Origin of the sequence: Cryobacterium sp. TMT2-42-4 (assembly GCF_004402645.1) — a bacterium.
Classification (GTDB): domain Bacteria; phylum Actinomycetota; class Actinomycetes; order Actinomycetales; family Microbacteriaceae; genus Cryobacterium; species Cryobacterium sandaracinum.
Window position 1 is genome coordinate 41,724 of record NZ_SOFT01000042.1, and the last position, 12,153, is coordinate 53,876.

Annotated in this window: 10 protein-coding genes; 5 read left to right on the forward strand and 5 right to left on the reverse strand. The window is 69.4% G+C overall.

From position 1 onward, the window contains the following. Window positions 1-81: 81 nt before the first annotated feature. Both E3O18_RS14185 and E3O18_RS14190 read right to left on the reverse strand, forming a co-directional pair. The gene (locus E3O18_RS14185) at window positions 82-1,989 is read right to left on the reverse strand and encodes a phospho-sugar mutase (RefSeq protein ID WP_241978200.1); all 1,908 of its coding nucleotides are present in this window, start codon (window positions 1,987-1,989) and stop codon (window positions 82-84) included. After that, window positions 1,986-2,819, reverse strand: coding sequence for a purine-nucleoside phosphorylase (locus tag E3O18_RS14190; RefSeq protein ID WP_134395259.1), 834 nt, complete (start codon window positions 2,817-2,819; stop codon window positions 1,986-1,988). The genes E3O18_RS14185 and E3O18_RS14190 overlap by 4 nt, the downstream gene beginning before the upstream one ends. Window positions 2,820-3,010: 191 nt before the next feature. Here E3O18_RS14190 and E3O18_RS14195 point away from each other — a divergent pair, with 191 nt between their 5' ends. Then, a complete protein-coding gene (locus tag E3O18_RS14195; RefSeq protein WP_134395258.1) occupies window positions 3,011-4,447 on the forward strand; it encodes an NAD(P)H-quinone dehydrogenase in 1,437 nt (478 codons plus the stop codon). An 86-nt stretch (window positions 4,448-4,533) separates the two neighbouring features. Here E3O18_RS14195 and E3O18_RS14200 read toward each other — a convergent pair whose 3' ends face one another. Together E3O18_RS14200 and E3O18_RS14205 are read right to left on the reverse strand one after the other, a co-directional pair. After that, complete coding sequence (locus E3O18_RS14200; protein WP_134395257.1) at window positions 4,534-6,321, reverse strand: biotin carboxylase N-terminal domain-containing protein; 1,788 nt, start codon at window positions 6,319-6,321, stop codon at window positions 4,534-4,536. 109 nt (window positions 6,322-6,430) lie between these two features. Beyond that, on the reverse strand, window positions 6,431-7,084 hold the full coding sequence (locus tag E3O18_RS14205) for a Maf family protein (RefSeq protein ID WP_134398840.1): 654 nt from the start codon (window positions 7,082-7,084) through the stop codon (window positions 6,431-6,433). Between the two features lie 45 nt (window positions 7,085-7,129). On the opposite strand from E3O18_RS14205, the gene E3O18_RS14210 reads away from it, so the two are divergent. The 4 genes from E3O18_RS14210 to E3O18_RS14225 all read left to right on the forward strand — a co-directional run bounded on the left by E3O18_RS14210 (window position 7,130) and on the right by E3O18_RS14225 (window position 11,531). Further along, window positions 7,130-8,443: a TRAM domain-containing protein gene (locus E3O18_RS14210; RefSeq protein WP_134395255.1), complete on the forward strand. Its 1,314-nt coding sequence runs from the start codon at window positions 7,130-7,132 to the stop codon at window positions 8,441-8,443. Between the two features lie 79 nt (window positions 8,444-8,522). Beyond that, window positions 8,523-9,209 (forward strand): response regulator transcription factor, encoded by a 687-nt coding sequence (locus E3O18_RS14215; protein ID WP_104171437.1) that lies wholly within the window; start codon window positions 8,523-8,525, stop codon window positions 9,207-9,209. Next, on the forward strand, window positions 9,196-10,494 hold the full coding sequence (locus E3O18_RS14220; protein WP_134418377.1) for an ATP-binding protein: 1,299 nt from the start codon (window positions 9,196-9,198) through the stop codon (window positions 10,492-10,494). Before E3O18_RS14215 ends, E3O18_RS14220 begins: the two co-directional genes overlap by 14 nt. Next, a complete protein-coding gene (locus E3O18_RS14225) occupies window positions 10,491-11,531 on the forward strand; it encodes a hypothetical protein (RefSeq protein WP_134395253.1) in 1,041 nt (346 codons plus the stop codon). The genes E3O18_RS14220 and E3O18_RS14225 overlap by 4 nt, the downstream gene beginning before the upstream one ends. A 293-nt stretch (window positions 11,532-11,824) precedes the next feature. On the opposite strand, the gene E3O18_RS16660 is transcribed toward E3O18_RS14225, so the two are convergent. Beyond that, window positions 11,825-12,148 carry a hypothetical protein gene (locus E3O18_RS16660; RefSeq protein WP_241976567.1) on the reverse strand — a complete coding sequence of 108 codons (324 nt, stop codon included), beginning with the start codon at window positions 12,146-12,148 and terminating at the stop codon, window positions 11,825-11,827. Window positions 12,149-12,153 lie beyond the last annotated feature (5 nt).

Genomic DNA, 12,153 nt, shown 5'->3' on the forward strand with positions numbered 1-12,153 from the left:
TTGCGCGCGTGACACGCCACCCGCGCAGCGGCGCAACACCCGCGCGCCGTGCGAACGGATGCTGCACCGCGTTTCGCGGGTCTAGGCGATCAGCACGCGCATACCCCGGTCGAGCTCGGCCAGGGTTGCCTCCGCGGCGGCCCGGCGTTCGGCGACCGTGCCGACGGAACTGCTGGTGTCGAGGTAGACCTTGAGCTTGGGCTCGGTGCCGCTCGGGCGCACCATGACGCGGGAGCCGTCGGTCAGCCGGATGCGCAGCACGTCGCTGGGCGGCAGGCCGTTGAAGCCCTCGGAGAGGTCGTCGATGTGGTCGACGGCGATGCTACCGACGAAGGCCGGGGGTGTCTCGCGCAGCCGCGCCATGACCTGCTCGATCTCGGTCAGGTCGGTGACGCGCACCGAGATCTGGCCGGAGGCGAAGTGGCCGAACCGTTCGCTGAAACGGTCGAGGTGCTGGGCGAGGGTGACGCCCTCCGCCTTCAGATTGCTGACCAGGGAGAGCAGCGCCACGGCGGCGGAGATGCCGTCTTTGTCGCGCACGGTTTCGGGGTTCACGAGGTAGCCGAGGGCCTCCTCGAAGCCGAAGATCAGGTCGGGCGCGCGCGACACCCACTTGAAGCCGGTGAGGGTGTCGGTGAACCGCAGCCCGTAAGCCTTCGCCACGGCCTCCAGCGCCGGGGTGGAGACGATGGAGCACGCGAGGGTGCCGGTGGCACCGCCGTCACCGGTGGCGCTTGCGGCCAGTTCCGCGGCTCGCCAGCCGAGGATCGCCCCGACCTCGTTGCCGCTGAGGCGCCGGTACCCGTCGGGGGACCCCTCCTGCGGGATGGCGATCGCAAGGCGGTCGGCGTCGGGGTCGTTGGCGATGATCAGCTCGGCGCCGGTCTCACGGGCCGTTTCATAGGCGAGGTCCATCGCGCCGGGTTCTTCGGGGTTGGGGAAGGAGACCGTGGGGAAGGCGGCATCCGGGGCGATCTGGGCGTCGACGAGCGTGGGCAGGTCGAAGCCGGCGGCTTCAAACACCCGGCGGGTGGTGTCCCAGCCGACGCCGTGCAGGGCCGTGTAAACCGTGTTGACCTGTGCGAGGGGCCGGCGGGCGAGACCTGCCGTCGCGTCGATGTAGGCCTGCACGATCGACTCGGGCGCCGTCTCGTAGGGTGCCCGGGGCAGGTCGGGAACCCGTTCCTCCGCGGCGACGCGCAGGATCTCGGCCGCGATCGCGGCGTCGTCGGGCGAAACGATCTGGGAGCCCTGGTTGGCGCCGCCCAGGTAGACCTTGTAGCCGTTGTCGTTGGGAGGGTTGTGCGAGGCGGTGACCATGATGCCCGCGCCGACGTCGAGGTGGCGCACAGCGAACGCGAGCACGGGGGTCGGTAGCAGGCGGGGGAGCAGGATGGCGCGCACCCCGGCACCGGCCATGATCGCGGCCGAGTCAGTGGCGAAGACCTGCGAGTTCTTACGCCCGTCATAGCCGATGACGACCGAGGGGACCCGGCCCGAGGCGGTGGTCTTCTTCAGGAACGCGGCGAGGCCGGCGGCTGCCTGGCAGACGAGCACGCGGTTCATCCGGTTGGAGCCGGCGGCGATGGCGCCGCGCAGACCCGCCGTGCCGAAGGCGAGGCGCTCGTCGAAGCGGGCGTGCAGCTCCGCGAGTGCGACGGCGTCGCCGTCGCCGGCCCCGCGCAGCAGGAGGCGCAGCTCGGCCTGGGTCTCGGGATCGGGGTCCTGGCTGAGCCAGGCATTGGCCACGGCGATCACGGTCGGCGTGGCAGCAGCGGCCGGAGCGGAGTCGGTGCCGGTCTCGCTGCCGCTCACGGCATCCGTGCTGGTGTCTGCGTCGTCGTCGGCGTCGATGGTGTTGATGACCATCGTGTCGGGCAGGACTGTTTCGGTGGCGCCGGTGCCGGTGCCGGCATCGGACGCGGGAGCAGCGTCGGCGTCGGCGGAATGCCGGCCGGTGAGCTGCGGGTCGGTGTTGTCGAGGCTCACAGTGCGGCCACGATCCGGGCGAGGAGCGCGCTGATGACGGGCTCGGCGAGCTTTCCGGCCTCGAGCACCTCCGAGTGGCTGAGCGGGTCCTGCTGGATTCCGGCCGCGAGGTTGGTGATCAGCGACAGACCGAGGATCTCCATGCCCGACTGGCGGGCGGCGATCGCCTCGAGGGCGGTCGACATGCCGACGATGTGGCCACCGATGACCTTGGCCATCTGCACCTCGGCCGGCGTCTCGTAGTGCGGGCCGCGGAACTGGCAGTACACGCCCTCGTCGAGCGACGGGTCGATGGTGCGGGCCAGGTCGCGCAGGCGGCGTGAATAGAGGTCGGTCAGGTCGACGAACGTCGCGCCCTCGAGGGGCGAGTCGGCGGTGAGGTTGATGTGGTCGCTGATCAGCACGGGGGTGCCGGCTTTCCAGGTCTCCCGGATGCCGCCGGCACCGTTGGTGAGGATCATGGTCGTCGCGCCGGTGGCGGCGGCGGTGCGCACGCTGTGCACGACCCGGCGCACACCGTGGCCTTCGTAATAGTGGGTGCGGGCGCCGATGAGGAGGGCGCGCTTGCCGCTGGGCAGCAGCACCGAACGCAGCGTGCCGGCGTGGCCGGCCAGGGCGGGTGCGCTGAAACCGGTGATGTACTGCGCGTCGAGGGTGTGCGTGGTCTCGCCGATGAGATCGGCGGCCTTGCCCCATCCGCTGCCCAGGGTCAGGGCGATGTCGTGGCGGGCTACGCCCGTGGCTTCGGCGATTTCAGAAGCGGCGGTCCGTGCAACATCAAACGGATCGGTCTCTGGCGCGTCAAGCGGATTATTGTCGGTCTTCAGCATCCCCCTACTCTAATTGCCCCCCGATTTCGTACACGGTCCGTTGTCCGAAAGTGGTGGAGATTCTGCATATGAGCAGCCGAAGAGGGGACGGAACGTCAATTTTGGGCAGAATCCCCGTCGAATTGATTCGTCGACGGGGGAGCGGAGCCCCGGGTTTGGCGGCGGGCGCGCCGGGGCAGGAGAATATGAGCATGGCCTACGACTTCGAACGCAAGCAGCGCATCGCTATCCTCGGCGGAGGTCCCGGCGGGTATGAGGCCGCCCTGGCCGGCGCTCAGCAGGGCGCCGAGGTCACCCTGATCGAGCGTGTCGGCATCGGCGGCTCGGCCGTGATCACGGATGTCGTCCCGTCCAAGTCTCTCATCGCGACGGCCGAGGCCACCAACTCGATCCACGACGCGACCGAGCTCGGCGTGCAGCTGTTCGTGCGTGGCGAAAAGGGCAAGCCGGCCCGCCCCGAGGTGGCCATCAACCTCGCCGCGGTCAACAAGCGGCTCCTGGCCCTGGCCCGGCAGCAGTCCGAAGACATGAAGTCCACCCTGATGCGCGCCGGGGTCAACCTGGTGCACGGCCACGGCCGACTGGACGGCACCAGCGGCGTGATCGTGTCCACGGCCGAAGACGGCTCCGGCACGGACTTCGACCGGATCGAGGCCGACACGATCGTCGTCTCCGTCGGGGCAACCCCGCGCATCCTGCCCACCGCGCTCCCCGACGGCGAGCGCATCCTCACCTGGACGCAGCTCTACAACCTGCGGGCCGTACCCGAACACCTCATCGTCGTGGGCTCCGGGGTGACCGGGGCCGAATTCGCCTCCGCCTACTGCGCCCTCGGTGCCAAGGTCACCCTGATTTCCAGCCGGGACCGCGTGCTGCCCGGTGAGGACGCCGACGCCGCGAACGTGGTCGAGAACGTATTCAAGCGCAACGGCATGGTCGTGCTCAGCACGTCCCGCGCCGAGTCCGTCGTGCGCACGGTGGGCGGAGTGCTGGCCACGATGGCCGACGGCCGAACCGTCGAGGGTAGCCACTGCCTGATCGCGGTCGGGTCCGTGCCGAACACGAAGGGCCTCGGCCTCGAGGAAGCCGACGTGCAGCTCACCGACTCCGGTCACATCCGGGTCAACCGGGTCGCGCGCACGTCGATGCCGAACATCTACGCGGCCGGGGACTGCACGACCGAGCTGCCGCTGGCATCCGTCGCCTCGATGATGGGCCGCACGGCCGTGTTCCACGCCATGGGCGACGCGGTCAACCCGATCGAGATTCGAAACGTCGCGGCCAACATCTTCACGCAGCCGGAGATCGCCACGGTCGGCTGGACCCAGAAGCAGATCGAGGACGGCCTCACCCGCGGCAGCATCTATAAGCTCCCGCTCGCTTCGAACCCTCGGGCCAAGATGATGGGCATCAAGGACGGCTTCGTGAAGCTGTTCGCCACCACCACCACCGGCACCGTCATCGGCGGCGTGATCGTGGCCCCCAAGGCCAGCGAACTGATCTTCCCGCTCGCTTTGGCCGTGGAGCACCGGCTCACCGTCGACGAGGTCGCACGAGCGTTCCCGGTCTACCCGTCGCTGACGCATTCGATCACGGATGCCGCCCGCGCCATGCACATCGTGCTCTGACGCCTTCGAGGGACACCACAAACGAAGAAAAGCCAACGCCCTCGTTCAGGGAACGGGGGCGTTGACGTGTCAGCCGGTGACGCGGGTCAGGCGTCCACTGCTTCCACGGCGTCCATGACGGCCATCAGCAGGAAGCCGGAGGCCACGGTCGCGCCGATGATCGCCCCCACGTTGCCGACGATGCCGTCCTTGTGGGCGGTCAGTGGTTGCTCCATCTTCATGGCCTCCAGCACCAGCAGCAGATCGCCCTTGACGACGAGGTCACCCTCGGCCACGGCCAGCTTCACGATGGTCGCCTGCATCGGGGCGTGTACGGCGTCGCCGGTGGCCGAGCTGACGGACGGGGAGCCGCCGCGCCGACGGGGTGCCGGGCCGGCCGTGTTCTCGGAGGCGGCGCCGGGCAGCAGGCGCACCGGCAGACTGACCTCGATCCGTCGCCCCTCCACCTCGACGACGACGTTGTGGCGCTTAGCGGGGCCGGTCAGCACTTCCGGCGAGCCGTTCCACGGCTCGATGTCGTTGACGAACTCGGTCTCGATCCACCGGGTGAAGATCGAGAACGGCGCACCGTTGGCGGGAGCGAACGCGGGGTCGCGCACGATCCGGCGGTGGAACGGCAGCACCGTGGGGAGGCCCGCGACCTCGAACTCGTCCAGGGCCCGGCGGGAACGCTCGAGCGCTTCCTCGCGGGTGGCGCCGGTGACGATGAGCTTGGCGAGAAGAGAGTCGAACGAACCCGAGATGACGTCGCCGGCGGTGACGCCGCTGTCCACGCGCACCCCGGGACCCCCGGAGGGCTTGAAGACGTGCACCGGGCCGGGGGCCGGCATGAAGCCGCGGCCGGCATCCTCGCCGTTGATGCGGAACTCGAAGGAGTGTCCGATCGGCTCCGGGTCGGGGTAGTCGAGACGACCGCCCTCGGCCAGGCGGAACTGCTCGCGCACCAGATCGATTCCGGTCACTTCCTCGGACACGGGATGCTCGACCTGCAGCCGGGTGTTGACCTCCAGGAACGAGACGGTGCCGTCCTGGCCGATCAGGAACTCGCAGGTGCCGGCGCCCACGTAGCCGACCTCGGCGAGGATCGCCTTGGACGCGCGATACATCTCGTTACGCTGCGCGTCGGTCAGGAACGGCGCGGGGGCTTCCTCGACCAGCTTCTGGTGGCGGCGTTGCAGGGAACAGTCGCGGGTGGAGACGACGACGACCGTGCCGGATGCGTCGGCGAGGCACTGGGTCTCGACGTGGCGCGGCTTGTCCAGGTACTTTTCGACGAAGCATTCGCCACGGCCGAACGCGGCAATGGCCTCGCGGGTGGCGGAGTCGAAGAGCTCGGGCACCTCCTCGCGGGTGCGGGCGACCTTGAGGCCGCGGCCGCCGCCGCCGAAGGCCGCCTTGATCGCGACCGGCAGGCCGTGGAGGTCGACGAAATCGAGCACCTCCGCGGCATCCGCCACCGGGTTGAGGGTGCCGGGCGCCATCGGCGCATGCACCTTCTCGGCGACGTGCCGTGCGGAGACCTTGTCGCCGAGCTTCTCAATGGCGTCGGGGGAGGGGCCGATCCAAATCAGGCCGGCCCCGATCACGGCGCGGGCGAAGTCGGCGTTCTCGGCGAGGAACCCGTAGCCGGGGTGCACGGCATCGGCGCCGGACCGTCGGGCGACAGAGAGCAGCTTCTCGATGACGAGGTAGGTGTCGGCGCTCGTGGTTCCGTCGAGACCGTAGGCCTCGTCGGCCAGATGCGAATGCATCGAGTCGCGATCCTGGTCAGCGTAGACGGCAACCGAGGCAATGCCGCTGTCTTTTGCGGCTCGGATCACCCGGACGGCGATTTCGCCCCGGTTTGCGATGAGGACCTTCGTTATTGGGGGCACAGTGCCTTAGCTTATGGGGCAGAGCGACCGGGTTTTTGGTTCTCTCCCACAAAAAGAGGCCGGAGAAAGGTGCGGATGCCTACAAACAGCCTCGAAAACCGGCAATCTGTCAGTCGTCGGTGCGGTTCCACAGGCTCGGCCACGCGTGTCCGAGACCGGTCACCAGCCGGCGTAGCGTCGGCAGCGAGAGCCCGACGACGGTGGACGGATCCCCGCTGATGTGGGTGATGAACGGCGCCCCGAGGCTGTCGATGGTGAAGGCCCCGGCCACGAGCAGAGGCTCGCCGGTGGCAATATAGGCGTCCAGCTCCGCATCCCCGATGTCGTCGGCGAAGGTGACGTCCGCGACGGCGACGGCGCCGACACCGCGCCCGGCCACGCCGGCCGAGTGGTCGATCAGCCAATGGCCCGAATACAGCTGCCCGGTACGGCCGCGCTGCAGGTGCCAGCGTTCGCGCGCCTTCGCGGCGGTGTGCGGCTTGCCGTAGATGACGTCGTCGATCACGAAGACCGAGTCGCCGCCGAGCACGAGGCCGTCGGTGATGTCGCCGCTGTCGGTCAACACGCGGGACACGGCCTCCGCCTTGGCCCGCGCCAGCAACTCCACGACCCGGTGGGGAGTCAGTGGTCCACCGCCCAACCGGGCCGCGTCGGCGGCGACCAGGTCCTCGTCGACGTCGGGCGCGACCGTGACGGGTTCGATCCCCGCGGTGCGCAGCAGCATCAGCCGGGCCGGAGACGTGGACGCCAGGTACAAGCGCATGGGTTTCCTTCGATGGGGGTGCAAGCGGTGTGGGATCATCGAAGGATGGGCACCAGCAATGACATTCAGGCAGATTCGAACGGGCACTCCGCAGAAGTGGGCGCGGAACTCGAACTCGACGTCACCAACGTAGCCCACGGCGGCATCTTCATCGCGAGAAATGAGGGCCGCGTGGTCTTCGTGAGTGACACACTGCCGGGGGAGCGCGTGCGCGCCCGGCTGACCTCGGCCAGCCACAAAAGCTTCTGGCGGGCGGAGACCGTCGAAGTGCTCACCCCGGCACCGGAGCGTCAGCCGCACATCTGGGCCGCCGCCGCCCTCGACCGCGACCCCGTCGACCGCGCCGGCGGCGCCGAGTTCGGCCACATCGAGCTCGGTTTCCAGCGCGAGCTGAAGCGCCAGGTTTTGGCCGACGCCTTGAAACGGATGGCCGGCATCGAGTCCGAGGTCACGGTCGAGCCGGTCCCGGTCGGCCCCAACGCCTCGCCCGGCGACGCCGCCGACGGCACCGGCTGGCGCACCCGCGTGCGCCTGCACGTGGACGAGGACGGCTCTGTCGGCCCCTATGCCGCCCGCTCGCACCGGGTGATCCCGGTCGGTGACCTGCCACTGGCCGACCGCCTGCTCGAGGCGGCCGCGCCGCTGGACAAAATGTTCCCCGGCGCCGCATCCGTCGACATCGTCGCCCCGAGCCTGGGCACCGTGCAGATCCTGGTGGCGGAGCAGGACGACAAAGGCCGACGCCGGCACACCCCGAAAACGTTGATCCGCGAGGTAGTGGGCGAGCGTGAGTTCCGCCTCGACGCCGCTGGGTTCTGGCAGGTGCACACCAGCGCCGCCGAAACCCTCTACCGCGCGGTGCAGGACACCATCGACGCGGACGCCTTCGACCCCCGGGCCGCGAACCTGGACCTCTACGGCGGGGTCGGCCTGCTCGCCGCCGCCGTGGGAGACCGGTTCGGCAGCACGGTGCGCATGACCAGCGTCGAGAGTGACCCGCAGGCCACGGACTTCGCGGCCGAGAACCTCGCCGAATGGGTGGGGGCCAGCGTGCAGACCTCCCGCGTCGACCGGTTCCTGAACGCGCTCGTGCGCGATTCGAGCGCCGCCGAGAAGGCTCGCCAGTCGGCCGCCACGGTGATTCTCGACCCGCCACGCTCCGGTGCCGGCAAGGAGGTCATCGACCTGCTCGGCGCCGTGGAACCGGCCCAGATCGTCTACGTGGCCTGTGACCCCGTCGCCCTGGCCCGCGACATCGCCCTCCTCGCCGGACACGGGTACACCCTGCGCCGGCTGCGTGCCTTCGACCTGTTCCCCAATACCCACCATGTCGAAGCCGTCGCGCTCCTGTCCCGGTAGCTATCGTTGACCTGTACGACAACGTGAGGACGTAGGAACCGTGAACCAGCCAGCAACACCTCTCCCCTCGGCCCCGGGGATTCCCGGCGCCCTCGAACTCGGCCATCCCGTGCGGGTGGGCATCGCCGACGATCACGAGTCGGTGCGCCTGGGCATCAAGGCGGCCTGTGAGAACGTCGGCTACGAGGTCGTCTTCACCGCGCCCACCGTGCAGGAACTCGTGGACGGCATCGACGGCCGCGCCGTGGACGTCATCGTGTTGGATCTGTCGCTGGGCGATGGATCCCGCGTCACCGACAATGTGCACCGTGCCCAGAGCACGGGCGCGTCGGTCCTCGTGCACAGCATCGCCGATCGGGTCGCCCTGGTGCGCGAGGCGCTTGCCGCGGGCGCGGCCGGCGTCATCCCCAAATCGTCCCCCACCACCACGGTCATGGCGGCCGTCGCATCCGTGGCCCGCGGTGACGTTCTCAACAACCTCGAGTGGGCCACGGCCATCGACGCCGACCGCGACTTCGCCAAGGCCCAGCTCGGGCGGCGCGAACGTGACGTGCTGCACCTCTATGCGTCGGGGCTCCCGCTGAAAATGGTGGCGATGCAGCTTGGCATCGCTCACTCGACCGCCCGTGAGTACCTCGACCGGATTCGGGTGAAATACGTGGAGGTCGGCCGTCCGGCACCCACCAAAGTGGACCTGCTCCGGCGCGCCGTCGAAGACGGAATCCTTCCGGGCCTCGACCCGGATGGCGGAGATGCCCGCGGGTAAGCCAGCGGGCTCCGGCCCTCTGGGCTCCACCGCGGCGCACTCGGCTGCCGAGCTGCTCGATTCCGACCCGATCGTGGGGCCCAAACAGCCGCGCAACCCGATCAGCCGCACCCGGATCGAAGTCGTGGCCTCGCGTTCCGTCGCCGGCGTCGGCGTGGTCTTCGCCCTCCAGGCGATGCCGATCATGCTCGCGCAGGCCCCGGTGCGGGTGCCGGTGATGGGTCTGCTCGCGCCGCTGCTGCTCGGTCTGTCGCTGGCGGCGGTCGTGGTGGCCGCCGTGACCAAGGTCGGGGTGCGGGCATCCGCCGGAACCGTGGCGATGCTCTATCTGGCGGCGCTGCTGGCCTGGCCCATGCTGATGCGTGACCCCGCGGCCGTGCTCGACGGCAAACCGTGGCTCTGGTACATATGCACCATCGCAACGGCCTGCGCCGCTCTGGCCTTCCCGGTGTTCTCGGCCGTCATCTACACGGTGGTCGTGCCGATCGTCTACGGCGTGGTGCGGTCGACACCGTCCGGCGGTAACGCCGATGTTCTACTGTCGTCCCTGGACACGGTCTACGCGATAATCCTCGGCCAGGTCATCCTGATCATCATCTTCATGCTGCGGCAGACGGCCCTCGCGGTCGACAACGCGCAGACCAACGCGCTGCACCAGTATGGGAACGCCGTGAGGCAGCACGCGACGGAGGTCGAGCGCGTGCAGGTCGACTCGATCGTGCACGACAGCGTGCTGGCCACGTTCCTCGCCGCGGCCGCGGCCGGCAGCCCGAAGGCGGCCGAGCTGGCCGCCGGCATGGCCTCTGATGCCCTCACCCGGCTCAACGACGCCGCCATCGTGCCTGCCGGTGACGACAGTACGGTTGCCTTCAGCGAGCTCAGCGCGCAGATCCGGGCCGCCGCCGACCGGCTGCCGGTGCCGTTCACCGTCGACGAGTGCGAGATCGACGGGTTGCGCCTCCCGGTCCACGCGAGCGAGGCGATCCTCGCCGCGAGCGTGCAAGCCATGGTGAACAGCGCCCAGCATGCCGGCACGCCGAGCTTCGAGCCCGACCGTGCCCTCACGATGAGCGGGAACGCTCGCGGGGGCTGCACGATCACGATCGCCGACACCGGCGTGGGCTTCGACCCCCAGCTTGTGCCGGCGGAACGGCTCGGACTGCGCATCTCGATCCAGGACCGGGTGGCCAGCGCCGGCGGATCCGTGCGCGTACGCGCCGGGATGGGCCGCGGAACGACGATCACCATCGAATGGCCGCCGGCCCCGGAAGGAGGTCCCGAGTGATCACCGTTCCGCGCGGACTCGTGCTCTCCCTGGCCGCAATGTTCTCCGCCTACCACGTCGTGCTCGGCTTCTACTCGCTGGGCCAGCCGCGCAGCCCGGTGCCGACGATCCTGGCGCTGCTCGTCTACGGTGTGGCGACCGTGCTCAGCCTCTGGCCGACCAGCCCGATGCGGATGCCGGTGTGGCTGGCGTTCTTCAACGTCGCTGTCTGTGCGATGCTGCCGCTGCTCGTGGGGAGCCAGCTCGACGGCTCCGTCGACAACGGCTACGCCACCTGGTATGTCGCGGCCGTGGGCACCCTGATGACCATTACCGCCACCCGCCGGCGCTCGGGCCTGGCCTGGGTCGGCGCCGCGGCGCTGGTCGTGCACACGATTTTCTGGGCCGGCCCGGCGGCCCTGGGCTCCATGGGCGTCATCGGCAGTGTGGTCTGGGTCGCGGTCGCGGTCATCCTGGTGCGGGCGCTGGCCAAGGCGGGTCGCGACGCCCGGCAGTACGCCCTGGCCGAGCAGGAGGCCACCGAGTGGCAGGCCGCCCAGGACGCGCACCTCTACGAGCGCCAGGTGCGGCTCGCCCAGACCATCCGGCTCGCGGCACCGATGCTGCGCCGGATCATCGACCAGGGCGGGATGCTGAACGACGAGCAGCGTCAGGAGTCTCGCTACCTGGAGGCGGCAGTGCGGGACGAGATCCGCGGACGGAAGCTGCTCAATGACGCCGTGCGTGACGCGGTCATGGCCGCCCGTCGCCGCGGCGCCATCGTCACCCTGCTCGACGAGGGCAGTATCGACGACATCCGCGGCGCGGAGCTGGAATCGGTGCTCAACACTCTGGCGGCCGCGATCGACTCCACCCTGGCGGACACGATCATCGCCCGGACCGCCGGCGACGGGTCCGCGACCGCGGTCACCGTGGTGGGTCTCAGCAGCGCAGACGCGAAGCTGAGCGCCCTCGGCCAGGAGTCACCGGAGCCTGAGGTGCACCTGTGGCTGGAGATCCCGCGCGACCCGGTCCTGACGTCCTCCAGCCCGGGCTAGCTGGTCGGCACGCGAGGTTACACCCGGGCAACGCCATTGCCACGCCGGGGTCACGCCGGCAAATGCGAAAGGGACCAACCGTGGTTGATCCCTTTCGACTTTCGTGCCAGGGCGACAACCCGAATGTCACCCTGACGCGCCCCCAAAACCCGACTGCTTACCCTAGTCGACGGGCTTTAGTTGTGAACTCTAGAGAGCATCACCGAGCAATAACAACACTGGTCTAACCGGTTCGGTAAAAAAAGTCGGCATTTAGGGGGACCGGGAGCCCCCGACGGCTGGGAACCGAAGGTTCAGGCCGAGAATCCGCGCCAGCGGCCTGCGCCGGGGGTCAGAGCCACCCGGACACTGCGCTGGCTGCGTTGCCAGGCGCTCTGGCCGCGCACGGGTGCTTGGCGCAGGTTGTCGCTCTCCTCGCGCACGAGGCCGTGCAGAACGGCCGACACGGCGGCCGCCTCTGTGGGGGAGACGCCGCGGGTCAGGAAACGCAGCCCGGGCACCGGGGGAACCTCGGTCTCCTCGGTCTCCTCGGTCTCCTCGGTCTCCTCGGTCTCCTCGGTTGAGCTCGAAGAGCTCGGGGAGCTCGGGTCATTCGCAACATTCGATGAATCGGTCATAGCAC